The organism is Catenuloplanes nepalensis, from assembly GCF_030811575.1.
GTDB lineage: Bacteria > Actinomycetota > Actinomycetes > Mycobacteriales > Micromonosporaceae > Catenuloplanes > Catenuloplanes nepalensis.
This window is the reverse complement of sequence record NZ_JAUSRA010000001.1, coordinates 7,215,167-7,239,222: the sequence shown is the minus strand read 5'-3', so window position 1 is coordinate 7,239,222 and position 24,056 is coordinate 7,215,167. Positions and strand designations below refer to the sequence as shown.

Sequence of the window (24,056 nt, the reverse complement as noted above, 5' to 3'; positions counted from 1 at the left end):
CTGCGCAAATCCCCTAGAGGAGGATCCCGTGGCCTTTCCGGAGGACGTGCTCACCAGTGACGAGCACGTCGTGTTGCACCTTCACCCACACTGGAAGGCGCTGATCGGGCCGGTGTTCGTCACCGTGCTCGCGGTCGCGGCCGTCGGCGCGAGTTTCCTGCTGCCCGAGGGCTGGATGATCGGGCAGTTGGTGATCGTCGTGGCGGCGATCGCGCTGGTCGCCTGGCGGGCGCTGTGGCCGTTCCTGGTCTGGCGGACCACGAACTACGTCTTCACGAACGAGCGCGTGCTGCTGCAGAAGGGCGTGCTCAACCGCGACCGGCGGGACATCCCGCTGTCCCGGGTGAACGACCATTCGATGACGCAGCACTTCTTCGAGCGGCTGCTCGGTTCCGGCACGCTGACCATCGAGTCGGCGGGGGAGCGGGGCCAGTCGGTGCTGGTGGACATCCCGCGCATCGAGCAGGTGCAGACCACGCTGTACGAGCTGGTCGAGGCGGACCGGGACCAGCACACGCTCGGCGACGGCGAGTTGCGGGACGCGCTGAACGCGCAGGGGAACCCGGCCTAGGCCGATCTCCGCAGGAACCAGCCACGGAACCGGAGGCGGAGCACATCCTCCTCCGGGTATCCGGCGGCGTCGAGGCGACTCATCGTCCCCTCGAGCGTGACGGTGCCGAGGCCGGGGCGGGCGTCGGACGGCCGGCGGCCGAGCACCTCCAGCCGGGTGCCGAGCTGGTCCCCGCCGCGGACCGGGGCGAGCCAGCGCAGCTCCTCGATGCCGGGCGAGGCGTCGGCGGCGGCGCGCTGGAGCAGGTGCTCGACGTACGCGCGCATGAACAGGCTCGCGGTGAACCAGCCGCTCGCGATCAGCCCGCGGTACGGGCTGCGGGCGGCCAGGTCGCCGTCGACGTGGTACCACTGCGGGTCGAACCGCTCCGCGAACGTGATCATCTCGATCTCGTCGACGGCCGTCACCCCGAGGTCGAACACCAGCCCCGGGGTGAGGTCCTCGAAGAACACGTCCGCCGGCTCACCCGTGCCGGACAGGATCACGGTCTCGGTCAGGACGTCGGGTTGGGCACGGCGGTGCTATCCGCGGTCCGCTGCGCGGGAGCGACCGCGGCGACGCCGTTTGGGCGGGTTTCGGTGCCCTCGTCGACGTCGTGGTGCGTGGAGTGCTCGGCCAGCTCCGCGGTGAGGTCGAGGTCGGCCATCGCGTGCGGGTCGATGTCCTCGATGTGCAGGTGGTCGACCTGGCCGGCCGGCACCTTGCGGAACACGAACGTGCGGTACGACCAGAACCGGAACAGCGTGCCGAGCACCTGACCGCCGAACTTGGCGATGTTGAGCGCGAGCAGTGTCTCCAGGCCGAGCCCGTACTTGAATCCGGCGAGCACGCCGGACTCGATGCCGAGCGCGACCGCGTTGAAGAAGAAGAAGAGCACGTACTCACGGCGCATGCTCGACTTCGGGCGGTCACGGTACGTCCAGTGCCGGTTCATCAGGTAGGACGTGAGGGTCGCGATGCCGGTCGCGATGACGTTCGCCTTCAGCTGCCCACCCTGCATCACGGTCAGGATGAGGATGTTGAAGATGGCGAAGTTGATTCCGAAGTTGACGCCGCCGACGATGCCGAACTTGGCCGCCTCGCGGATCAGCTTCTGCCACCGTTCCGGCAGCAGACGGAGAAGACGCATTCGGCCACCTTACGACAGGTTGTCGGATGTGAGCGGGGGACCGGTCGGTAGCAAATTCATTGCGGTGTTCTTAGTCACGTTCCGTACTTTCCGCAGGTACGGGCGGTGGCGTCGTCGCTACGAAGACGAACGTCCGGTACGACCAGAACCGGACGAGCGTGCCGAGCGCCGTGCCCAGGAACTGGGCAGAGATGTAGTCGGCGGCCTCCGTCTGAAAAATCGGCCAGACGGAACCGAGCCCGTAGTGAGTCAGCGCGAGTGTGCCGAGCGCCACACCAATTCCGACAAGGTTGAAGAAGAAGTAGAGCCCGTACTCGCGGGCGAGGCCGGACCGCTCCCGGTGCCGCCAGGTCCAGAAGCGGTTGCCGAAGAACGCGAGCGTGGCGGCGATCGACGCGGCGATCGCCTTCGCCGTGAGCGTCTCCATCCCGAGCCCCTGCAGGCAGAACGCGTAGATCGAGAAGTCGACCACGAACGCGATGCCGCCCACCACGCCGAACTTGCCGATCTCCTGGACGAGGTGGCCGAAGCGTGCCCACAGCTTGTGCATCCGGACAGGGTACTCAGGTGTGCGCGTGCCGGACCCGCACGCGGCATCGACCGCCGTTGACCTCGCTCAGTTCGCCCGCCCGCAGCGCGCACTGGCGGCAGCGGGCCAGGTGGTGACCCACCTTGGTGCGCTCCCGGGCGGAGAGCCGGGCCCGCAGGAATCCGCCGAGCCGGTCGCTGGTCCACCGGCAGTCCGCGGACGCCGCGCCGGCCAGGTGCTCGCGCAGATATCCCTGGCGCAGCCCTTCCCGCGCGCGGTGGGCGAGCACCGCGGCCGCGTTCGGCGTGAGGCCGAGCAGCGGTGCGACCTGGCTGGGCGTGGCGCCCTCGACCTCGGTGCGCCACAGCACCTCCCGCCAGCGGGCCGGGAGCTTGCGGAACGCGCGGGCCGCGTACGCCTGCTCCAGCGCGGCCAGCGTGGGGTCGGGGAACGGCTCGCTCACGTCGTACCGCGTCAGGTCGTCGGTGAACTGTAGTCGCCGGTCCCGGCGGGTCCGGTGGTAGCAGACGTGCCGCAGGGTGGTGCTCAGGTAGGCGCGGAACGCGAGCTGCGGGCCCTGGCCGGCGCGCAACTTCGCCAGCACCTTGGCGAACGTCTCGGCGACCAGGTCGTCGACGTCGGCCGGGTCGCGGACGAGCGTGCGGGCCAGTGCACGGGCCGCGTCCGAGTGGCGTTCCCACAGGGTGCCGTAGGCGTCCGGGTCGCCGGCGCGCACCGCGTCCAGCAGGGCCGCGTCCTCGACCGCGGAGTCCAGCGACTCCAGCGCCAGCGAGGGCTCCATGGATTTGTCGGGCTTCGCCGGTTTCAACGATGAGTCGGAAGAGTGATCAGTGCCCATTGCTTGCCTCCTGAAGACGGGGTTGGGGAGGTACGCCTGGGATGTCGGATGACTCCGAGCTTATGGCAAAAAGTCCGGATTGTGCAGACCCGGTCTCTCCCCGAAGTTCTTGCGCACGACTGCGCGCCGAACCGTCAAAACAACCGTGAAAGTGCAGCTGCGCCGCAATCTGTGCATTTGTTCACTGAAAAGCCGCGCTGAACTGAAACGTCATTCGCCTTACGCTGAGGAGAACTCCCGTGACGGCCGAGCGGACCTGCTTCCGCCTGCTCCGGCGTACACGCGAACGGTCAGCGTCGACCTAAGGAGATTCGCGATGACAGCCCCCACCGCACACCGAGATCTGCTCACCTGGGTCCGGCAGGTCGCCGACCTGACGATGCCGGACCGCGTGGTCTGGTGCGACGGATCCGAATCCGAGTACCGCCGGCTCACCGACGAGCTGGTCGAGACGGGCACCCTGGTCCGGCTCAACCCCGATCATCGGCCCGCGTCGTTCTGGGCGCGCACCGACCCGTCGGACGTCGCCCGGGTGGAGGAACGCACGTTCATCTGCTCGGCCGACGAGGCCGACGCCGGACCCACCAACAACTGGGTCGCGCCGGACGAGATGAAACGCACGATGACGGAGCTGTACCGCGGCGCTATGCGTGGTCGTGCCATGTACGTGATTCCTTTTTGTATGGGGCCTCTGAACGCCGAGGATCCCAAATTCGGGGTCGAAATCACGGACAGCGCGTACGTCGTGGCCTCCATGCGCATCATGACGCGCATGGGCGGCGCGGTGCTGGCGGCGATGGGGACGGACGCGCAGTACGTCCGCGCGCTGCACTCCGTCGGCGCGCCGATCGAGCCCGGCGACACGGACGTGCCCTGGCCGTGCAGCCCGACGAAGTACATCTCGCACTTCCCGGAGAGCCGGGAGATCTGGTCCTACGGCTCCGGCTACGGCGGCAACTCGCTGCTCGGCAAGAAGTGCTACTCGCTGCGGATAGCCAGCGTGCTCGCCCGCGACGAGGGCTGGCTGGCCGAGCACATGCTGATCATCAAGGTGACCTCGCCCGAGGGGCGGGTGCGGCACATCGCGGGTGCGTTCCCGTCCGCCTGCGGCAAGACCAACCTGGCAATGCTCGACCCGGCGCTGCCCGGCTGGAAGGTCGAGACGATCGGCGACGACATCGCCTGGATGCGCTTCGGCCCGGACGGCCGCCTCTACGCGGTCAACCCGGAGGCCGGGCTGTTCGGCGTCGCGCCCGGCACGGACTGGACCACGAACGCGAACGCGATGCGCACGCTGGCCCGCGGCAACGCCATCTTCACGAACGTCGCGCGCACCGACGACGGCGACGTCTGGTGGGAGGGCATGGGCGAACCGCCCGCGCACCTGACGTCCTGGACCGGCGACTCCTGGACCCCGTCCGGCGGCGAGCTGTCGTCGCACCCGAACAGCCGGTTCTGCGTACCCATCGGCCAGTGCCCCACGCTCGCCCCCGAGTACGACGACCCGCGCGGCGTGCCGATCGACGCGATCCTGTTCGGCGGGCGCCGGAAGACCACGGTGCCGCTGGTCGCGGAGGCGCGCGACTGGACGCACGGCGTCTACCTCGGCGCCACGCTCTCGTCCGAGACCACCGCGGCCGCGACCGGCGAGGTCGGCGTGGTGCGCCGCGACCCGATGGCGATGCTGCCGTTCATCGGCTACCACGCCGGCGACTACCTCAACCACTGGATCTCGCTGGGCAAGTCGGCCTCCGACGCGGCACTGCCGAAGATCTTCTACGTCAACTGGTTCCGGCGCGACGACGACGGCGGCTTCCTGTGGCCCGGCTTCGCGGAGAACATCCGGGTGCTCAAGTGGATCACCGAGCGCCTGGACGGCCGCGGCGCCGCGGCCGAGACGCCGATCGGACTGGTCCCGCCGCCGTCCGCGATCGACGTCACAGGCCTGTCGCTGCCGCCGGCGGCGCTCGCTGCCGCGCTGGAGGTCGACGCGGACGAGTGGCGTGCCGAACTCCCGCTGATCACCGAGTGGTTCGAGCGGTTCGGTGACAAGCTGCCGGCCGCGCTCTGGGCCGAACTGGACGCGCTCAGGGCCCGCCTGGCCTGATTACACGCCGCCTCGGCTGATTCGCGCCGCGCGGGGGACGTCCGACCATCGAGCCGTCCCCCGTGTGGCCGGATTGTGACGTTTTCAGACCTCCACAAAAGCGGACGAAAAACGCTTAATACGGTGTCCGATGCCCCACCGGCCCTGGCGCCGCTTGCCACGGTGGCTAGGCTGCGTGGTGATGAATCTGCGGGACCTTGTCTACAGCGCCTACGAACGGCGGCTGACCAGCAAATTGGTCGGCAAGCCGGTGCCCCGGCACGTGGGCGTCATGTGCGACGGCAACCGCCGGTGGGCCAAGGAGATGGGTTTCATCGACCCGAACGACGGCCACCGCGTCGGCGCCGAACGCATCAAGCATCTGCTCGACTGGTGTGACCAGGCCGGCATCGAGCACGTCACGCTCTACCTGCTGGCCACCGACAACCTGCGGCGCCCCGCCAGGGAGCTGGACCCGCTGCTGCGCATCATCGAGGTCCTCGGCACCGAGCTGGCCGAGGAGGGCAACCCGTGGCGGCTGCGCATGGTCGGCGCGATGGACGTGCTGCCGGTCGAGACCGCCACCACGCTCAAGGCCGCCGAGGAGAAGACGCGCACCCGCTCCGGCGGCGTCGAGGTCAACTTCGCGGTCGGCTACGGCGGCCGCCGGGAGATCGCCGACGCGGTCCGCTCGCTGCTCTCCGAGCACGCCCGCGCCGGCGGCACCATCGAGGAGCTGGTCGAGGTCCTCGATGTCGACCACATCGCGGAGCACCTCTACACCAAGGGCCAGCCGGACCCCGACCTGATCATCCGGACCAGCGGCGAGCAGCGCCTCTCCGGCTTCCTGCTGTGGCAGTCCGCCCAGTCCGAGTTCTACTTCTGCGACGCCAACTGGCCCGATTTCCGCCGCACCGACTTCCTCCGCGCGCTCCGCGCCTACGGCGACCGCCAGCGCCGCTTCGGCGCCTGAGTCCGCCGGCTCGCGTGAGGTCGCCCCACAGCCGCGAGCTGTGGGCAGGCCGGGGCAGTTCAAATCCAGATCATTCTCCCGCTTCCGGCGTGGCCGCTCTGGGCGTGTTCCCGCGAGCGCTGTGGCCGGATACCTCAGCGCGACAACCGCCCGGCGCCGGGCCACCCGCCCGGCGAGGCCGGACCGGAGCGCCGCGCCCGGGCTCTCGGGAGGGCCGGCCACAAGGTGAAGCCGAAGTTAAGGCGGCGCACGTCCGGGCTGTCGGGAGGGCCGGCCACAAGGCGAAGCCGGGCTTAGTGCGCCGCGCCCCCGCCTCGGGAGAGCCGGGCACACGGCGAAGCCGGATGTAAGGCGCCGTGTGGCCGGGCTTCGGGCGGGACCGGAGGGCCGGTGCGGTCAGGCGTTGGCTTGGAGGATCTTGACGGCGTCGGCGAGGAAGGCGCCGACCGCGACCGGGGACTCGATGGTGAAGTCGGCGGCGTCGGAGACCTCCTGGCCGGTCTCGTCGGAGCTGGCCACCGCGACGCACACGCCGAGGAAGCCGGGCTCGACCGCGGTGCGGGCGCGCAGCGCGTCGAAGGCCTTGATGTCGGAGACGTCGTCCCCGAAGTACCACGCGCAGCCGACGGAGAGCACGGCCTCGCTGATCACGAAGCCCTTGTCCCGGTCGACCGGCGGCTTGAGCTCGATCACCTTGCGCCCGAGCTGCACCTTCAGGCCGCGGCGCTCGGCCTCGGCGTGCGCCCAGGCTTCGATCTCGGCGGAGTGCTCGGGCGTCTTGCGCCAGTGCAGCGCGACCGAGAGGCGCTTGAACTCGACGTAGGCCCTGTCGCCGAGCGCGGCGCGGGCGTCCGCCGCGACCTCCTCGACGACCGGGACCCAGGGGAGCGCGGCCGGTTCGGTGACGGTCTCGCCCTTACCGTGGCTGCGCTCCAGCCCATACAGCCCGAAGAGGTCGACCTCGGAGAGCGTGCCGAACCGGGCGCGCAGGAAGTCGACCGGGCGCGCGGAGACGATGGCGACGCGGCGGACCAGGCGGGAGAGCGCGTCGAGCGCCTCGAGCACCTCGGGCACCGGCTGCGACGCCTCGGGGTCGTCGGTGATCGGCGACAGGACGCCGTCGAAGTCGAAGAAGAGGGCGCAGTCAGCCGCACGGTTCGCGGTGGCCTGCCAGGCCTCGGTGGGGGTTATCCGGTTCGACGACACGCCGGTCAGCGTACCCGTAGGAGCCCGTCACGACCGAGTGAACAGAGGCTCATTCACTGCGCCGAAAATCAGTCTTGACAGTACGTGAATGCTTTCACTCATCGCTGGCCAGCACCGACGCGGCGGGAAAACGTAACCTTGCGCATCTGGTCGTAGTCGCATTGTGCAGTTAGCGTCTTACTCACGGCACGGGGTTTTCCCGAGCCGGCCGGCCTGGCCCGGACCTGCGACGGAGTGCGCCACGGGGCCCGCATCCGACCCCGTGACATGCAAGGGCCACCGGTGGAGGCGGATTGCGGGTGGGCTCGGGTGCACGCCCGTTCGGAGCAGGCCTGTGACGATTCGTCCAACCACTTCTCGGGCCGATCACGACCCGACCGCCCTCCCCGTGACCGAGTCCGCAACCGACGCCAGCGAGCACCACGAGGCGGCGGGCGGCACGGACGGGGAGCCTCCTCAAGCCCGATCCGCCCAGGTCTTCGTCCTGGACACGTCGGTGCTGCTGTCCGATCCCGCGGCGTTCCACCGCTTCGCCGAGCACGAGGTGGTCCTCCCCCTCGTCGTGATCACGGAGCTGGAGGGCAAGCGCAGCCACCCGGAACTGGGCTGGTTCGCGCGGCAGTCCCTGAGACTCCTCGACGACCTGCGGATCAAGCACGGCCGGCTGGACCAGCCCGTGCCCGCGAACGACGTCGGGGGCACGCTGCGCGTCGAGCTCAACCACTCGGACGACTCGATCCTGCCGCACGGCTTCCGAAACGAGTCGAACGATGCCCGCATCCTCTCCGTGGCGCTCAACCTTGCGGCAGAGGGCCGCGAGGTGACGCTGGTCTCCAAGGACATGCCGCTGCGGGTCAAGGCGGCGTCCGTCGGTCTGGTGGCGGACGAGTACCGCCACGGTCAGGCGATGGACGCGACCTGGACGGGCATGGCCGACCTGGAGCTCTCCGAGGCGGAGGTGCAGCGGCTCTACTCCGGTGAGGCGCTCGATCTGGACGAGGTGGCGGGGAAGCCGGTGCACACCGGTCTCGTCGTGCACTCGCCGCGCGGCTCCGCGCTGGCGCGCGTCATGCACGACAAGACCGTGAAGCTGGTCCGGGGTGATCGCGAGGCGTTCGGGCTGCGGGGCCGGTCCGCCGAGCAGCGGATCGCGCTGGACCTACTGCTGGACGAGTCGATCGGCATCCTGTCGCTCGGCGGCCGGGCCGGCACCGGCAAGTCGGCGCTGGCGCTCTGCGCGGGCCTGGAGGCCACGATGGAGCGCGGCCGGCACAAGAAGGTGGTGGTCTTCCGCCCGCTCTACGCCGTCGGCGGCCAGGAGCTGGGTTATCTGCCCGGCTCGGAGTCGGAGAAGATGTCGCCCTGGGCGCAGGCCGTCTTCGACACGCTCGGTGCGGTGGTGCACGAGAACGTGATGGAGGAGGTCATGGCGCGCGGCATGCTCGAGGTGCTGCCGCTGACCCACATCCGCGGGCGGAGCCTGCACGACGCGTTCGTGATCGTGGACGAGGCCCAGTCGCTGGAGCGGAACGTGCTGCTGACCGTGCTCTCCCGGATCGGTCAGGGCTCTCGGGTGGTGCTCACCCACGACGTCGCGCAGCGTGACAATCTGCGAGTGGGTCGTCACGATGGGGTCACGGCCGTGATCGAGGCGCTGAAGGGTCACCCGCTGTTCGCACACGTGACGCTGACCCGGTCGGAGCGGTCACCGATTGCTGAGGTGGTCACGGACCTCCTGGAGGACATCCCACGTTAGAGGGTCTCGATCAACTGAGATATGTCCGCGTCTGAAGGCTTTCGTCGTGTGTCACATCTCACAAATGCGCCTGAGCATTTCACTTAGGCCTTGCGCTGGGTGAGGGTGTTCGACGGGCGTCCGTCGAGACTCTCGCTGCCGGAGATCGTCTTCCGGCCCACCCGGACCGTTCGGATCCGGGTGGCAGCGAGGCCGGCTCTGTCGAGTCGGGGGCGCTTGCGGCGTGGATCCGTCACACTCCGTGGTTGGCCATTGGGGCCGTCCCGGGCGATCGATCTCCGCGCCGCGTCCTTGCCCCCGACGAAGGGACCCCTTCGTGAGTCCGCTGTGGAGCCGTTACGGTGTCCGCTCGGCGTCCGTCGCCCTCCTGCTCTCCGGAGTGGCCGGTGGTGTGTACCTGAGCCAGGACCGTGAGATTCAACAGCAGAGCGTCTCCGCACAGGCCGAGTTCGATGCCACGCTCGCGGAAGAGCAGTACATCAAGGATCGGCACGCCGAGTACACCAAGGTGCACGCCAAGGAGGCCGAGTCCGAGCGGCTCGCCGTCGAGAAGGCCGCCGAGACCGCCCAGGCCGCAGCCAAGCGCGCCGCCGCCGCCGAGGAGTCCGCCAGCCGCAAGGCCGAGCGGGAGAAGGCGGAGAAGGAGGCGAAGGAGGCCGAGGAGCGGGAGAAGGCCGAGGAGGAGGCCGCCGCGGGCGACGACAGCGCGGGCTCGGACCCGGCGCCGTTCGCCGGCCCGATCCCCGAGTCCTGCGGTGAGTACAGCGGCAACCGCGCCACCGGCTGCGCGATCATGCTGGACTCCGGCTTCGGCATCGACCAGTTCCCCTGCCTGGACAAGCTGTGGACGAAGGAATCCGGCTGGAACCACCAGGCGCAGAATCCGAGTTCCGGCGCGTACGGCATCCCGCAGTCCCTGCCGGGCGGCAAGATGGCCTCCGCGGGCAGCGACTGGGAGACCAACCCGGCCACCCAGATCACCTGGGGCCTCGGCTACATCAAGGGCCGCTACGGCACGCCCTGTGAGGCCTGGGCGCACTCGCAGAGCGTCGGCTGGTACTAGGTAACACATGCGACGAGGGGCGTGCGGGCGGTTCGCTCGCGCGCCCCTTCGCTGTCCCGGCTTCACCGGATATGCGGCATGCGGTGCGAATGCCCACCTATGCTGCCTGAGATGCCGCACAGCACAAGCAAGACCCTTCGCCGGTACGGGTGGGAGCGCGCGCTCGCCGTACCCTCGCTGCTTCTCGCTCTGTTCCTGCCGGCGGCGGCCCTCCCGGCACCGGCCGCGGCCGGGCGCCACGACCTTGAGGTGGTCGGCGGTGACCTGGCCCGTACCGGTCAGTTCCCGTGGGTCGTCCGGGTCTCCGGCGGATGCGCCGGCACGCTGGTCGCGGCGCGAGTGGTGCTGACCGCCGCGCACTGCGCCGCCGGCCTGCCGGTCGACGGGATCGCGGTCACGGCGGACACGGTCGACCTGGACGACAGGAGGGCCCGCGAGGCCCGCGTCGTCCGCGCGGTGATGGCGCCCGGCTACAAACAGGTGACCGAGGGCGACGACTGGGCGCTGTTGCAACTCGACCGGAAGCTGAGCCTGCCGACGATCGCGGTGAACGACGCCCCGGCGCTCGACACGGGCACGTTCACCGTGATCGGCTGGGGCGCCACCGGCGAGGACCGGGTACAGGAGCGCAAACTGCGATACGTCGAGGTGCCGCTGGTCGCGGACCACACGTGCGTGGGCGCGTACCGCCCGGCCGGCTACACGTACCGGCCGGACGAGATGCTCTGCGCCGGGTACGTCGACGACGGCCGGCGGGACGCCTGCTACGGCGACTCGGGCGGGCCGCTGGTCCGGCGCGACTCCTACGGCGCCTGGCTGCAGATCGGCGTGGTGAGCTGGGGCATCGGCTGCGCCCGGCCGGGACTGCCCGGCGTTTACACGCAGCTGTCGACGCACGCACGTGACCTGCGCGAGGCCCTGGCCCGGCTGCGCTGACGTGCGGCATCTGTGACCTGGGCCGTCCGGCTGGCGAACCGCGCGACCGCCTGGTAGCTCTTTGAGTCGTGAGCAACTACGCGGACCAGGAAGCGGCCGGCCGCTTCGGCACCGACGCGTTCTACGCCTCGATCGGCCGGGCGTTCGTGGCGATGTGCGCGGTCGTCCCGCTGCTCTTCGTCATCGAGGCGCTCGACGTCTTCCTGCGGCTCGGCCTGGACTACTCGCTGGGCATCCTGCCGTACGACGTGTCCGGCCTGGACGGCATCGTCTTCGCCCACTTCCTGCACGCGGACTGGGACCACCTCTACGGCAACAGCATCCCGCTGATCCTGCTCGGCACGTTCGTGCTGGCCGCGGGCGGTAAGCGGTTCATCTGGGCGACCGCGTTCATCATGGCGGTCTCCGGGGTCGGCGTCTGGTTCACCGGCAGCCCGGACACCGTGGTGGTCGGCGCGAGCGGCGTCATCTTCGGCTACCTCGGGCTGCTGTTCACCCGCGGCATCGTGGAGCGCAGCTGGTGGAACCTCGGCGTGGTGCTGCTGATCGGCCTGCTCTACGGCTGGTCGCTGCTCGGCATCCTGCCCACCACCAGCACGGTCTCCTGGCAGGGGCACCTGTTCGGCCTGCTCGGTGGCGCGATCGCGGCGATCCTGTTCCGCCGGCGGCGCATCGTGCCCGCCGGCGCCTACGACCTGGACTGACCCGCACCCGCACCGAGATCAGGGCATCCCGATCTCGGTCAGGGGAGGCCGATCAGGTCGGCGGCCGTGTTCACCTGGTGGTCGAAGAACGCGGCCCGGTCGAAGACGCTGTTGAGGAAGTGGCCGAACAGGTCGAAGCTGATCAGGCCGTAGATCTGCACCCAGGCCAGCATCGTCCGGGCCACCGTGTCCGGCGGGAGCTCGGCCTGCATCAGCCGTGCGACCGCGGCCATCTCGTCGCGCACGACCGGCGGCATCTCCCGGTCCGGGAGCCGTGGCGCGAGCCGCCCGGCCGCGGCCGCGTCCCGGACGACGCCGACGATCGCGGTCGTCTGCCGGCTGGCCGGGCCGATCGTCTCCGCCGGCGCGGTGTAGCCGGGGACCGGGCTGCCGAAGATCAACGCGTACTCCGCAGGGTGGGCCACCGCCCACTCCCGTGCCGCCCGCGCGATCGCGAGCAGCCGGCCCCGGTGGTCGCCGGGGTCCACGGCGGCGTCCGCGGCCTCCACCGCGGCGCCGACCGCGTCGTACGCGTCGATGATCAGTGCGGTGAGCAGCTCGTCCCGGCCGGCGAAGTACCGGTACAGCGCGGACGACACCATGCCCATGTCGCGGGCGACCGCGCGCAGCGAGAGGTTCGCGCCGTCCGCGGCGAGGTGGCGACGGGCGACGGCCTTGATCTCGCCGATCATCTCGGCGCGGACGCGCCGGCGCAGCGACGGTGCGGTCATGCCCTCACTCTAGTCGTCCGCGGCTGTTCTAGAACTCTGCCGAAAGATATGCCACACTCCCTGGAGAGTTCTAGAACTGTGGAGGTATGGCATGGGCGTGATGAGCGAGCCCGCCGAGCGTGGGCGGTTCGGTGAGTTCGGCGGCCGGTTCGTCCCGGAGAGCCTGGTCCCGGCGTGCCAGGAGGTCGAGGCCGCGTTCCGCGACGCGTGGTCCGACGACGGCTTCCGCAAGGACCTGGACGAGCTGCTCACCGTGTACGCCGGGCGGCCGACCCCGGTCACGCCGGCCCGCCGCCTCTCCGCGGAGCTGGGCCTGACGCTGCTGCTCAAGCGAGAGGATCTCGCGCACACCGGCAGCCACAAGATCAATAATGTGCTCGGGCAGGCGCTGCTCGCCCGCCGGATGGGGAAGCGGCGCCTGCTCGCCGAGACGGGCGCCGGCCAGCACGGCGTGGCCGCCGCCACCGCGGCCGCGCTGCTGGGGCTTGCGTGCGTGGTGTTCATGGGCGAGCGCGACATCGAGCGCCAGGCGCCGAACGTGCGCCGCATGCGCATGCTCGGCGCCACGCTCGTACCGGTCGGCAGCGGCAGCCGCACGCTCAAGGACGCCACGAACGAGGCGATGCGCCGGTGGGTCGCGGACACCGCGGAGGCGTACTACTGCATCGGCTCGGTGATGGGACCGCACCCGTACCCGTGGATGGTCCGGGAATTCCAGCGGGTCATCGGCGACGAGGCGCGCGCCCAGGTGGAGCGGGTGCCGGACGTGGTGGTCGCCTGCGTGGGCGGCGGGTCGAACGCGGCCGGCACGTTCGCCGGCTTCGCGGACACCGGCGCGCGGCTGGTCGGCGTGGAGGCGGCCGGCGGCGCGGCGATGACGAACGGGTCGCCGGGCGTGCTGCACGGGCACCGGTCGATGGTGCTGCAGGACGCGCACGGGCAGGTCGTCGAGGCCTCGTCGGTGGCGGCCGGGCTGGACTATCCGGGGATCGGGCCGGAGCACGCGCATCTGGCCGCGATCGGCCGGGCGGAATACGCGTCCGCCGGCGACGGCGAGGTGATCGAGGCGGTGCACCGGCTGGCCCGGACCGAGGGGATCATCCCGGCGCTGGAGTCCGCGCACGCGCTCGCCTGGATCGTGCGCAACGCCGGTGACCTGGCCGGTCTCACCGTCCTGATGACGCTCTCCGGCCGCGGCGACAAGGACATGGAGATCTTTCAATGATCTTTACGGATGAATCCACCAAGAAGCTGGTGCCGTACGTGACCGGGGGCATCACCGGCGACTGGGCCGACTGCCTGCGCGCCTACCGGGACAACGGCGCGGACGCCATCGAGATCGGCCTGCCGTTCTCCGACCCGATGCTGGACGGGCCGACGATCCAGGAGGCCTCGGACCGCGCGCTGGCCCGCGGCGCCACGCTCGACTCGATCCTCACCGAGGTGCGCGCGATGCGCGCGGAGGTGCCGCTGATCGTGATGACCTACACCAACCTCGCGATCCGGCCGGGATTCTGCGCGCGGCTGGCCGACGCCGGGATCGCCGGGCTGATCGTGCCGGACGCGCCGCTCGACGAGGTCACGCCGATCCGCGACGCGGCGAACGCGGCCGGGCTCGACCTGATCCCGCTGGTCGCGCCGTCCACCCGGCCGGACCGGCTGCGGGACATCGCGGTGAGCGCGCAGGGGTTCGTCTACGCGGTGTCGGTGCTGGGTACGACGGGCGAGCGGGATCGTCTCGACGCGGGCGCGGGTCCGCTGGCCGCGGCCGTGCGCGCGCTGACCGAGCTGCCGGTGCTGATCGGCTTCGGCGTCTCCACGCCGGAGCACGCGGCCGCGGCGGTCAGGGACGCGGACGGCGTGGTGGTCGCGTCCGCGCTGATGCGCCGCCTGCTCGACGGCGCGTCCCCGGCCGAGCTGGGCGCGATGGTCGCCCGCTTCCGCGAGTCGACGCGCTCCGGGACCGGCGTGCGCGCCCCAGAATCGGTGTAGTGAGCTGCCCAGACGTCCGCCGGCACAGAACCCCGATGCTGCTCTGACGACATGGGGACGCCTCGATCGCGGACGAGGCGCCCGGCGCCCACATTGCTGAACAACGCAGTAGCCGCGCGGGGTTCGTCCCGGCCACAGCGGAGCCGGTGCCCGCGGGAGCATGCGGGCCGCACCACGCCGGAAGCGGGAAGATCAAGAATTTGATCTTGGTCTTGATCTTCCCGAAAGGCGACGGCGCACCACTAATGTCTGGCGGGTGGAGACGCGGGAGCGGCGCGAGCCGAAGTATCTGACGATCGCGGCCGACCTGGCCGCGCGGATCCGGGCGGGGGAGTACGCGCCCGGATCCGCGCTCCCGCCGCAGCGCGAGCTGAGCGCGGCCTACGGCGTCACGCTCGCCACGCTCCGCGCCGCGCTGGCCCGGCTGGAGTCGGACGGGCTGCTCAGCCAGCAGGCCGGGCGCGGCACGTTCGTGGCCGAGCCGGCCGCGGCGTACCAGCTGGACTCGCTGCGCAGCCTCGCGGACGACCTGCGCGAGCAGGGGCACGTGGTCGGCACCGACGTGATCGGCATCGGCGCGCGCCGGGCGCCGGCCTGGGCCACGGACGCGCTCGGGCTGCCGGCCGGCGAGCGGATCACCCGGGTGGAACGGGTCCGGCTGATCGCCGGTCGTCCCGCGCTGCACCAGGTGTCCTGGGTGCGCGCGCCGTACGGCGCCGCGCTGCTCGACGTCGACTTCGCCCGGACCTCGCTCTACCACGCGCTCGCCGAGCAGGGCGTGGTCGTGCACCGGGCCCGGGAGCGGCTGCGCCCGGCGCTGCTGGACGCGCCGATCGCCACGCTGCTGCGCCAGCCGGCCGGCACGCCGGTGTTCCTCAGCGACCGGGTCACGTTCGGCCTCGACGACACGCCCGTGGTGATGGACCGGGCGACGATCCTCGGCACGGTCATGGAGATCCGCGCCGAGCGCGCCGCCTCCGGCCTCTCCCTGCGCTGGCACGCCTGACGTTTCGTGATCCGGGCGTCAATGGAGCCGTTCTGACGACTTCAATGACGCCCGGATCACCGGAAAGCGGGTCAGTCGTTCAGCGGGATCTGGCCGTTGAAGTCGATCGAGGAGTAGTGGGACAGCTTCTCCAGGCGGTGGAACGAGTCGATCGTGCGGATCGTGCCGCTCTTCGACCGCATCACGATCGACTGGGTGTACGCGCCACCGGACCGGTAGCGCACGCCCTTGAGCAGGTCACCGCTGGTCACGCCGGTCGCGACGAAGAAGCAGTTGTCGCCGGTGACCAGGTCGTCCGTGGTCAGTACGCGGTCCAGGTCGTGGCCGGCGGCCAGCGCCTTCTCCCGCTCGGCCTGATCCTGCGGCCACAGCTTCGCCTGGATCTCGCCGCCCATGCACTTCAGCGCGCAGGCCGCGGTGATGCCCTCCGGTGTACCCCCGATGCCCATCAGCACGTCGACCTCGGCGTTCTCCCGGGCCGCGGCGATCGCGCCGGCGATGTCACCGTCCGAGATGAACCTGATCCGGGCGCCCGCGTCGCGGACCTCGCGAACCAGGTCGGCGTGCCGGGGCCGATCCAGGATGCAGACCGTGACGTCGGAGACGCCGCCGCCCTTGACCTTCGCGATCCGGCGCAGGTTCTCCTGCACGCCGGCCTCGATGTCGATCACCGCGGCGTACTCCGGGCCGACCGCGAGCTTCTCCATGTAGAAGACCGCGCTCGGGTCGAACATGGCGCCGCGCTGCGCGGCCGCGAGCACCGCGATCGAGCCGGGCATGCCCTTGGCCATCAGCGTCGTGCCGTCGATCGGGTCGACCGCGACGTCCACCTCCGGGCCGGACTGGTCACCCACGATCTCGCCGTTGTAGAGCATCGGGGCGTTGTCCTTCTCGCCCTCGCCGATCACCACCACCCCGCGCATCGAGATGGAGTTGATCAGTTTGCGCATGGCGTCGACGGCCGCGCCGTCCCCGCCCTCCTTGTCGCCCTTACCGACCCACCGGCCGGCGGCCATCGCGGCGGCCTCGGTCACGCGGACCAGTTCGAGCGCCAGGTTGCGGTCGAGGTCCTGGGGAATGTTGGCGGTCATGCGGCCTCCTCGCTACGTTGCGGAGTCGGTCGATCGCCTTACGCTGTGCGTTGGGCGTCTTCACCCGATCCTGGCACGTGTCCTTCCCGAAGTGTTAGGGATGCATGCAGTGGTCTCGGTCGCGCCCGGGTGTGCCGGATGACGGCTCCCGGCCCGGATCCGTCAGGATGGTGACGTGGACGCGGACCAGAACAGCTCCTCCCCGGCGGAACCGGCTCCTGCTCCGGCCGCGGCTGCGGCTCCGGCCGCGGCTCCGGCTGCGGTGGCTCCGGCGGCTCCGGCCGCTCGGCGTGAGCGGAACTGGAAGGACATGGTGCTGTCGCTGGCGGCGATCATGGTGCCGCTCGCGCTGATGGTCGGCTACTACCAGTTCTTCCTGGACGGCGCGGACCCGATCGCGCGGGACACGGCGCCGTCCATCCAGTCCGCCCGCGCGTCCGGCGCGTTCCCGGTCCTGGCACCGGCCGGCCTGAGCGAGGACTGGAGCCCGACCACCTCCAGCTTCGGCACGGTCGAGGGCGGAAAATCACTGCGCATCGGGTACGTCAGCCCGTCCGGCGGCGCGGTCCTGCTGGTCGAGTCGTCCGTCCCGGCGGAGGTGCTGCTCCCGGCGGAGCTGACCACCAGCGCCCGCCCCGGCGAGCAGCTGACGATCGACGGGCAGCAATGGCAGTCCTACTCGGCCCGCGCGGCCGAGACCGCGCTGGTGCTGCTCACCCCGGACCGCACCATTGTGATCGTCGGCACAGCCGAGGACGCCGAGCTGCGCGAACTGGCCGACAGCCTGGCCTGAGGCCCGTTCCACTCCTTTAAATGGCGAAAATCTGTCACCCCCCATCGGTACGGTGCTCCCAGCTTTCTTCCAGCACTCGTCGATGGAGAAGTCCATAGTGAAGTCCTCACGGGGAATCCGGGCCGGCGTCGCCGGTCTGGCCGCGCTCACATTCGCCCTCGCCGGCTGCGGTGCTGAGCCGTCCGCCGCTCCCGGCGCCGCGCCCGCGTCACCGGCCGTTCCGGCCGACCCGAAGGCCGCGCTAGCCGCGTCCGCCAATGCGATCAACATCGACACGCACTACGCGTTCACCGCCGACTCCTCCGGCATGAAGACCTCCGGTGTGGTGCACGGGCCCAGCCGGTCCATGGCGCTCACCTCGACGATGACCGAAGAGCCGGGCTTCAAGCTGGAGCTGTACTACACCGAGCCGGGGAGCACCTACCTGCGGACCGACATCTTCGCGGTCCTCGCCGAGGCGTTCGGCACCGGCACCGGCGAGCTGACGCCGCTCGGCCTGGACGGCAAGAAGTGGCTGATGTTCGACCCGGCCAAGGCGCAGGACTTCACCGGCATCTCGTTCAAGGACACCGACCTGGCCGGGGTCGCGGCCCCGCTCGGCAAGGGCCTGGTCTCGGCCGAGCAGACCGGTCCGGGGCAGTACAAGGGCGTGGCCAACCTCTACGACCACGCCCCCTCGGAATACGTGCTGACCCAGGAGGGCGCCGAGCCCGACGCGAAGCTCAAGGCCGTGCCGTTCACCGCGGCGCTCGACGGCCAGGGCCGGCTGACGTCCCTCGTCTACGACCTCGGCGGCACGCCGCTGACCATCACGATCTCCGAGTACGGTGCCGCCGCGGCACCGGTCAAGCCTGCCAGCGCCGACGTGGTCGAGGCCACCGACGAGACGTACGCGCAGCTCAACAGCCAGTCCTGAGGTGGATTTCAGATATGCGTAAGTCAGTCACCGCGGTCACCGCGGCCGTCACGCTGTCGGCCCTGCTGGCCGGCTGCGCCAACCTCCCCGGCGGTAATGCCGCCGCGCCGGCACCCGCGGTCTCCTCCGCGCCCGCGGTCGATCCGAAGGCCGCGCTGGCCTCCTCGTTCGCCGCGATGAGCGAGGGCCGCTTCGCCTACGACATCTCCTACGACCCGGGCATGGGCGGCACGGTCCTGGTCGACAACGAGACCGACTCGATGCACGCCACCGTCACGATCGCCGGTGAGGCCGACGAGACGATGACGTTCGAGTACCACATCACGCCCGAGTTCCTGTTCATGAAGATGGACATGCGCCAGTTCCTCGGCGACCTGGGCGGCGCCGGCCGGCTTCCGGAGGGACTCGACGGCCGGAAGTGGCTGCGGATCGACCCGGACCAGGCCGGCGGGCTCACCGAGGCGATGGACGAGATCGCGCTGGACCCGGCCTATGTGGAGCGCAGCATCCTGACGATCCAGCAGAACACCGCGCACACGTTCACCGGCACGATGGACCTGACCGCGCTCAGCCCGAACAAGTTCGGCAGCCTGAATCAGGACCCGGAGACGAAGATCTTCGAGGACGCCGCGAAGAACGTGCCGTTCCGCGCCGAGACCGACATCGAGAACCGCATCTCGGTCTTCAAGGCGGACGTCAAGGTCGGCACCGAGAAGATGACCATGACGATGACCTTCCGCGGCTGGGACGAGATCGGCTTCCCGCCCGCGCCCCGCGCCGGCCAGTTCGTCGACCCGCCGGCCGGCTTCTCCGGCCAGGACATCACCACCTGATCCACACCTCGGTGCGGGCGGCCGCCGGTCGCCCGCACCAGCCACTCCACCGAAGGATCACCGATGCTCCGCGCTACCTCAGCCGTCGCCGTCGCCCTGGTGGCGGTCCTCTCGGCCACGCTGGCCGGATGCACCGCCGACGAGCGCGCCGCCGTCGGCGCGACGTCGTCCCCGGCCCCCGCGGCCGATGCGAAACCGGCGTTGGCCGCCGCGACCGCCGGGCTCGGCGCGGGCAGATACTTCTACAAGGTCGATCTCGGCCAGGGCCGCAACGGCCGGGTGACGGTCGACCATGACGCCGGGGCCCAGCTCGCCAGCGTCACGATCGACGACCCCGCAGGGACCATGACCATCGACGTGTACGACGTGGGCCAGGACGAGCGCTACCTGAAGTTCGACATGAGCGAGATCGCGAGCCGGCCGCAGATCGAGGGCTTCGACGGCACGACGTGGTTGCGGGTGGACCCGGCCCGCTCCGAGGACCTCATCGATCCGGTCAGTCAGATCATCGTCGACTGGGCCGTGTTCGAGGAGAGCCTGAAAACCGTTGAGCAGCGGACGGCGCACACGTTCACCGGCACGGTCAACCTGAAGACACTGCACCCACACCGATTCGGTACGCCCACCAGCGGCTCCGAGGAGGTGGCGACCCGCAGGGCCCCGTTCCGCGCGGAGACGGACACCGAGGGCCGGCTGCTGGGCTTCGCCGCCGACGTCACCGTCACCGGCGTCACCACCACGATGACGGTCAGCTTCGGCCACGACATCGGCACGTTGCCGCCGGTCCCGGCCGCAGGCACCTATGCCGACGCCCCCGAATCCCTCTACAAGCTGGACCTCTCCGCCGCCCGCTGACGCCGCCGTGCCATGCGGCGGCTCCGGCCACCGCACGGCACGGCTCACCGCACGGATGCCGTGCGCGCGGTTCGCGCTACGCGGTTCCCGGCCACCGTACGGCGCACATCACTGTGTCCAGGATTCTGTGCTGTCCAGAGGAACTGGACAGCGCGAGAAATTGGACGGCGCGCACACTGCACAAGGGCGGTGTCGTCCAGCCGACGTGCAGTTCACTGCGGTCGGGCCTCGCGGGCGGCGTCGAGCTTGGCGCGGGCACCGTCGAGCCAGCGCTGGCAGAGCGCGGCCAACTCCTCGCCGCGCTCCCAGAGCGCCAGCGACTCCTCCAGCGACGTGCCGCCGGCCTCCAGCCGCTCGACGACGCGGCCCAGCTCCTCGCGCGCCTGCTCGTAGCTCATCTTCTGCGGCGTCTTCTGCTCGGTCGTCATGCAGTGTCCTTCCGGGACTTCGCGGTCTTGGTCCGTTCCCGCTTCGCGGTGGTCTCCCGCACCGCCGGCTCGCCGTCGCCGACCGCCACGTCCTCGTCGCCGGCCCGCGCGGTGGTCGTCCTCCGCGGCGCGCGCGCCTTCGGGGCAACCGGACTCTCGGCATCGCCCCGCGCGGCACTGTCGCCGGCAACGGCGGGGTCACCGGCTCCGGTGGCCGGGTCTGTGCCGGAAGTCGTGACGGTCGCGGGGAGGGAGCCGGTGGTGAGGCGGATGGTGAGGGGGGTGCCGGGGGCGGCGTCGTCGGTGGTGCGGACGACGTGGGCGTCGGCGGTGCGCTGGACGATCGCGTAGCCGCGCTGCAACGTGGCGGCGGGGGAGAGCGCGCGGAGCCGGGCGAGCGTGTGGGAGAGGCCGTTGGTGGCGGTGGAGAGCCGGTGACCGAGCGTGCGCTCGGCGCGGTCGCGGAGCGCGGTGACCTCGGTGGCGCGCTGGTCGAGCATGACGTGCGGGCGGGCCAGGACCGGGCGGGAGCGCCAGGCGTCGATGCGCTGGGACTCGCGGTCGAGGCGGTGGGCGACGGCGCGGTCCAGGCGGTGCCGGGCCAGCGCGATCAGGCGCTGCTCCTCGGTCAGGTCGGGGACCAGGCGTTTCGCGGCGTCGGTCGGGGTGGAGGCGCGCACGTCGGCCACGTAGTCGAGCAGCGGCGTGTCCTCCTCGTGGCCGATCGCGCTGACCACCGGCGTGCGGGCGGCGAAGACGGCGCGGCACAGCGCCTCGTCGGAGAACGGCAGCAGGTCCTCCACGCTGCCGCCGCCGCGCGCGATCACGATGACGTCGGTGCCGGGGTCGTCGTCGAGCACCTTGAGCGCGTCGAGGATCTGCGGGACCGCGGAGACGCCCTGGGTGGCCACGTTGATCACCCGGAAGTCCACGCCGGGCCAGCGGCGGCGTGCGTTGGTCAGCACGTCGCGCTCGGCCGCGGACGCGCGGCCGGTGATCAGGCCGACCCGCTGCGGCAGGAACGGCAGCCGCCGCTTCCGCTCGCGGGCGAACAGGCCCTCGGCGCCGAGCAGGCGCTTCAGCTTCTCCAGCCGGGCCAGCAGCTCGCCGAGCCCGACCTGGCGGATCTCGTCGGCCCGGAAGCTGAGCGTGCCGCGTGCCGCGTAGAACTCCGGCTTGGCCCGGAGCACGACGCGCGCGCCCTCGGACAGCTCGGGTGCGCCGACGCTGAGCACCTCGTGGCTGGTGGTGACGGTCAGGCTCAGCTCGGCGGCCGGGTCGCGCAGCGTGATGAAGACCGTGCCGCTGCCGGGGCGCCGGTTGATCTGCGCGACCTGCCCGTCGACCCAGACCCAGCCGAGCTTGGCGATCCACGCGCTGACCTTCTGACTGACCACACGCACCGGCCACGGCTCCTCCGCCGTGCTGGCACCCGCCCCGCCGGTCGCGCCGGCGGCAGAGGGAGCGCCGGCGCCGTTGCGTCGCGCGGCGCCCGTCGTCGGTGGCGGCCCGGTCTGTGTCACCCCCACACCCTAGAACGGCCCCCCGACAATTCCCCGGCGCGCTGGTGACCGCGGGACAGCGGCGGGTCCCGGAGGGGGTTGAAGCGACCACAACGGATCAGACAGGGAGGAGCGCCAGCGACGACCGATGCCCAATGCCACTTAGCCTATTTTGATCATGGTCTTGACCTGCGTGTTCGCACGCCACGTGCCCGCCTTCGACTGTCCGCCGCCGGATGCGGCGAAAGGATCTCCGCAGGCCGGGGCGCTGCTGCCGGGCCGGCCTCGGGTCAAACTCAACTCAGGCTAAGTGTCATCGGGCACCGGCCGGCCGCAGGCGGCCTCCCTGCAAAGCCGTCGAAACCCCCACAACCCGGGGCCTCGCCCCATCCACCGCGCACCCCGGGCGCCCCACGAGCCAGCCACCACGCAACCCGAACCCCCGCACCGGCCCGAGCGAGCCGCCGGGGCCGAAGGTCCGCGTTGGTGACCACGCCACCCCGACCACCGCGCAAGCCCGGCACTACACCAGCCGGCCACCGCGCAAGCCGGCCACCGCGCAAGCCGGCCACCGCGCAAGCCGGCCACCGCGCAAGCCGGCCACCGCGCAAGCCGGCCACCGCGCAAGCCGGCCACCGCGCAAGCCGGCCACCGCGCAAGCCGGCCACCGCGCAAGCCGGCCACCGCGCAAGCCGGCCACCGCGCAAGCCGGGCGCTCCACCAGCCGGCCACCGCGCAAGCCGGGCGCTGCGCAAGCCGGCCACCGCGCCCGAAATCTCGCCATATTTTGTCGTGCCCGCGTGACAGATCTCGGTGGACGGGCTCCCCACCAGCCCTGAGTGATCAATCAGTGGAGCAAAAGATAGGTCAACTTCGCTAGTTGACCTATCTTTTGCTCCACTGATTGATCACTCAGGCGCCGGTATCGACCCACTGAGCCGCGCGACGTGGGTGATGAGCATGCCGGTCGTTTTGCTGAGATTTCGGGGCCGAGGTCACCCGCCCGGCGGCTTTCCCGTGATCCAGGCGTCCCCGACGTCGTTAGAACGACGTCGGGGACGCCTGGATCATGGATCCCTTGGCACGTTGACCCCTGATGCTGAAAGGTCAGTGTGCAGAGTTTTCGAGCGCGAGGATGCCTACCGGTTCTACCGGGAGCGCGCCGGGTCCGGCTCTGGCCTGCGGGCTCTGGTGGCAGCGTTGGCTGGGCCGGGCCGGGCTGGGCCGGGCTCGGGTGGTGGTGAGTGGGCTGGGACCTGCAGGGAGGCCGCCCGCGGGCACCGGTCCAATGCCACTTAGCCAAAGTTGATCATGGTCTTTGACCAACGCGTTCGCACACCACGTGCCCGCCTTCGACTGTCCGCCGCGGGATGCGGCGGACAGGATTTCCGCAGGCCGGGGCGCTGCTGCCGGGCCGGCCACGGGTCAAACTCAACTTAGGCCAAGTGGCATTGGACCGGTGCCCGCGGGAGCATGCCCAGCGCGCCCACGCCGGAAGCGGGACTATCAGTTCTTGGAAAGAGAACGCACCGCCAGGGTGACCAGGATCGCGAAGGCGAGGCCGCAGTAGGCCCAGAACAGCGCGTCGGCGGCGGCGTGGCCCCAGTCGGGGCGCCACGGCACGTCGTCCAGTGCGGCGCGCGCGATCGGCACGGTCTCGCCCGGCGCGGTCTTGTGCATCGCATGCAGGGGGTAGCCGCGGCGCAGCGTGTAGGAGAACGCGGCCGGCGAGCCCTGGTCGCGGACGAGCAGCGACGCTCCGGTTCCGGCCGGTGCGAGTAGCGCGGCCGCGCCGGATGTCCAGGCGGTCAGCACGTGCCAGCGGGCCGCGTAGAGCAGGAGGGCGCCGCCGAGCAGGTAGCCGGTCGCGAGCACGACGAGGCGCGGGTTGGCGACCGAGGTCGCGGACATGAAGATCAGCCAGCCGCCGGCGAACATGCTGAGCAGCGCGAGGCTGCGGCGGAGCGCGACCGGGATCGCCGAGCCCAGCGCGGCCAGTTTTCCCTGTTCGTCCGCCATAGGGCTATTTTGAGCCCCGACGGAACGGTGTGGGGCAGAACGCAGGACCGCGGGGTACGGTGCCGACGTGCGTACCAT

The 24,056-nt window shown here is 70.9% G+C and carries 23 protein-coding genes and 1 pseudogene; 14 read left to right on the top strand and 10 right to left on the bottom strand.

Features of this window, described 5'->3' with window-relative positions; all coding sequences use genetic code 11:
• Positions 1-28 precede the first annotated feature (28 nt).
• Positions 29-571, top strand: a complete 543-nt coding sequence (locus J2S43_RS31160) for a PH domain-containing protein (protein WP_306835133.1) — start codon at positions 29-31, stop codon at positions 569-571.
• Here the strand turns inward: J2S43_RS31160 and J2S43_RS31155 are convergent.
• The 4 genes from J2S43_RS31155 to J2S43_RS31140 all read right to left on the bottom strand — a co-directional run bounded on the left by J2S43_RS31155 (position 568) and on the right by J2S43_RS31140 (position 3,031).
• On the bottom strand, positions 568-1,056 hold the full coding sequence (locus J2S43_RS31155; RefSeq protein WP_306835132.1) for a MaoC/PaaZ C-terminal domain-containing protein: 489 nt from the start codon (positions 1,054-1,056) through the stop codon (positions 568-570). The genes J2S43_RS31160 and J2S43_RS31155 overlap by 4 nt on opposite strands.
• A gap of 8 nt (positions 1,057-1,064) precedes the next feature.
• The gene (locus J2S43_RS31150) at positions 1,065-1,700 is read right to left on the bottom strand and encodes a GtrA family protein (protein WP_306835131.1); all 636 of its coding nucleotides are present in this window, start codon (positions 1,698-1,700) and stop codon (positions 1,065-1,067) included.
• Positions 1,701-1,770: 70 nt separating this feature from the next.
• Entirely contained in the window at positions 1,771-2,250 is a 480-nt protein-coding gene (locus J2S43_RS31145; RefSeq protein WP_306835130.1) for a GtrA family protein, read from the bottom strand.
• A 13-nt stretch (positions 2,251-2,263) separates the two neighbouring features.
• Positions 2,264-3,031 (bottom strand): sigma-70 family RNA polymerase sigma factor, encoded by a 768-nt coding sequence (locus J2S43_RS31140; RefSeq protein WP_306835129.1) that lies wholly within the window; start codon positions 3,029-3,031, stop codon positions 2,264-2,266.
• A gap of 313 nt (positions 3,032-3,344) precedes the next feature.
• On the opposite strand from J2S43_RS31140, the gene J2S43_RS31135 reads away from it, so the two are divergent.
• Together J2S43_RS31135 and J2S43_RS31130 are read left to right on the top strand one after the other, a co-directional pair.
• Positions 3,345-5,195 carry a phosphoenolpyruvate carboxykinase (GTP) gene (locus J2S43_RS31135; RefSeq protein ID WP_370881797.1) on the top strand — a complete coding sequence of 617 codons (1,851 nt, stop codon included), beginning with the start codon at positions 3,345-3,347 and terminating at the stop codon, positions 5,193-5,195.
• Between the two features lie 181 nt (positions 5,196-5,376).
• Positions 5,377-6,147, top strand: coding sequence for an isoprenyl transferase (locus J2S43_RS31130; RefSeq protein ID WP_306835127.1), 771 nt, complete (start codon positions 5,377-5,379; stop codon positions 6,145-6,147).
• A 396-nt stretch (positions 6,148-6,543) separates the two neighbouring features.
• Here J2S43_RS31130 and otsB read toward each other — a convergent pair whose 3' ends face one another.
• Entirely contained in the window at positions 6,544-7,353 is an 810-nt protein-coding gene (gene otsB, locus J2S43_RS31125) for a trehalose-phosphatase (RefSeq protein WP_306835126.1), read from the bottom strand.
• A gap of 484 nt (positions 7,354-7,837) precedes the next feature.
• Between otsB and phoH2 the strand changes: the two genes are divergently transcribed.
• From phoH2 to J2S43_RS31105, 4 genes are all read left to right on the top strand, one after another.
• Positions 7,838-9,109, top strand: a complete 1,272-nt coding sequence (gene phoH2, locus J2S43_RS31120; protein WP_306839561.1) for an RNA 5'-3' helicase PhoH2 — start codon at positions 7,838-7,840, stop codon at positions 9,107-9,109.
• 316 nt (positions 9,110-9,425) lie between these two features.
• Positions 9,426-10,172 (top strand): aggregation-promoting factor C-terminal-like domain-containing protein, encoded by a 747-nt coding sequence (locus tag J2S43_RS31115; RefSeq protein ID WP_306835125.1) that lies wholly within the window; start codon positions 9,426-9,428, stop codon positions 10,170-10,172.
• 111 nt (positions 10,173-10,283) lie between these two features.
• Entirely contained in the window at positions 10,284-11,108 is an 825-nt protein-coding gene (locus J2S43_RS31110) for a serine protease (RefSeq protein ID WP_306835124.1), read from the top strand.
• A gap of 68 nt (positions 11,109-11,176) precedes the next feature.
• Positions 11,177-11,812, top strand: a complete 636-nt coding sequence (locus tag J2S43_RS31105; protein WP_306835123.1) for a rhomboid family intramembrane serine protease — start codon at positions 11,177-11,179, stop codon at positions 11,810-11,812.
• Positions 11,813-11,850: 38 nt separating this feature from the next.
• Here J2S43_RS31105 and J2S43_RS31100 read toward each other — a convergent pair whose 3' ends face one another.
• Positions 11,851-12,543, bottom strand: coding sequence for a TetR/AcrR family transcriptional regulator (locus J2S43_RS31100; protein WP_306835122.1), 693 nt, complete (start codon positions 12,541-12,543; stop codon positions 11,851-11,853).
• Positions 12,544-12,634: 91 nt separating this feature from the next.
• Here J2S43_RS31100 and trpB point away from each other — a divergent pair, with 91 nt between their 5' ends.
• The 3 genes from trpB to J2S43_RS31085 all read left to right on the top strand — a co-directional run bounded on the left by trpB (position 12,635) and on the right by J2S43_RS31085 (position 15,541).
• Positions 12,635-13,768, top strand: coding sequence for a tryptophan synthase subunit beta (trpB, locus tag J2S43_RS31095; RefSeq protein ID WP_306835121.1), 1,134 nt, complete (start codon positions 12,635-12,637; stop codon positions 13,766-13,768).
• Positions 13,765-14,535, top strand: a complete 771-nt coding sequence (gene trpA, locus J2S43_RS31090; RefSeq protein ID WP_306835120.1) for a tryptophan synthase subunit alpha — start codon at positions 13,765-13,767, stop codon at positions 14,533-14,535. The genes trpB and trpA overlap by 4 nt, the downstream gene beginning before the upstream one ends.
• Before the next feature lie 256 nt (positions 14,536-14,791).
• The gene (locus tag J2S43_RS31085; RefSeq protein WP_306835119.1) at positions 14,792-15,541 is read left to right on the top strand and encodes a GntR family transcriptional regulator; all 750 of its coding nucleotides are present in this window, start codon (positions 14,792-14,794) and stop codon (positions 15,539-15,541) included.
• Between the two features lie 71 nt (positions 15,542-15,612).
• On the opposite strand, the gene glpX is transcribed toward J2S43_RS31085, so the two are convergent.
• A complete protein-coding gene (gene glpX / locus J2S43_RS31080) occupies positions 15,613-16,632 on the bottom strand; it encodes a class II fructose-bisphosphatase (protein ID WP_306835118.1) in 1,020 nt (339 codons plus the stop codon).
• Positions 16,633-16,807: 175 nt separating this feature from the next.
• On the opposite strand from glpX, the gene J2S43_RS31075 reads away from it, so the two are divergent.
• From J2S43_RS31075 to J2S43_RS31060, 4 genes are all read left to right on the top strand, one after another.
• Positions 16,808-17,425: a DUF4245 domain-containing protein gene (locus J2S43_RS31075; protein ID WP_306835117.1), complete on the top strand. Its 618-nt coding sequence runs from the start codon at positions 16,808-16,810 to the stop codon at positions 17,423-17,425.
• Between the two features lie 97 nt (positions 17,426-17,522).
• Entirely contained in the window at positions 17,523-18,341 is an 819-nt protein-coding gene (locus J2S43_RS31070) for a hypothetical protein (RefSeq protein ID WP_306835116.1), read from the top strand.
• Positions 18,342-18,355: 14 nt separating this feature from the next.
• Positions 18,356-19,174, top strand: a complete 819-nt coding sequence (locus tag J2S43_RS31065) for a hypothetical protein (protein WP_306835115.1) — start codon at positions 18,356-18,358, stop codon at positions 19,172-19,174.
• Between the two features lie 63 nt (positions 19,175-19,237).
• A complete protein-coding gene (locus J2S43_RS31060; protein WP_306835114.1) occupies positions 19,238-20,029 on the top strand; it encodes a hypothetical protein in 792 nt (263 codons plus the stop codon).
• A 212-nt stretch (positions 20,030-20,241) separates the two neighbouring features.
• Here the strand turns inward: J2S43_RS31060 and J2S43_RS31055 are convergent, their stop codons facing one another.
• The 3 genes and pseudogenes from J2S43_RS31055 to J2S43_RS31045 form a co-directional block, all read right to left on the bottom strand.
• Complete coding sequence (locus J2S43_RS31055) at positions 20,242-20,457, bottom strand: exodeoxyribonuclease VII small subunit (protein ID WP_306835113.1); 216 nt, start codon at positions 20,455-20,457, stop codon at positions 20,242-20,244.
• 230 nt (positions 20,458-20,687) lie between these two features.
• Positions 20,688-21,860 (bottom strand): annotated as a pseudogene (gene xseA, locus J2S43_RS31050) (exodeoxyribonuclease VII large subunit); the annotation flags it as partial.
• 1,605 nt (positions 21,861-23,465) lie between these two features.
• The gene (locus tag J2S43_RS31045) at positions 23,466-23,978 is read right to left on the bottom strand and encodes a hypothetical protein (protein WP_306835112.1); all 513 of its coding nucleotides are present in this window, start codon (positions 23,976-23,978) and stop codon (positions 23,466-23,468) included.
• Positions 23,979-24,056: the final 78 nt, after the last annotated feature.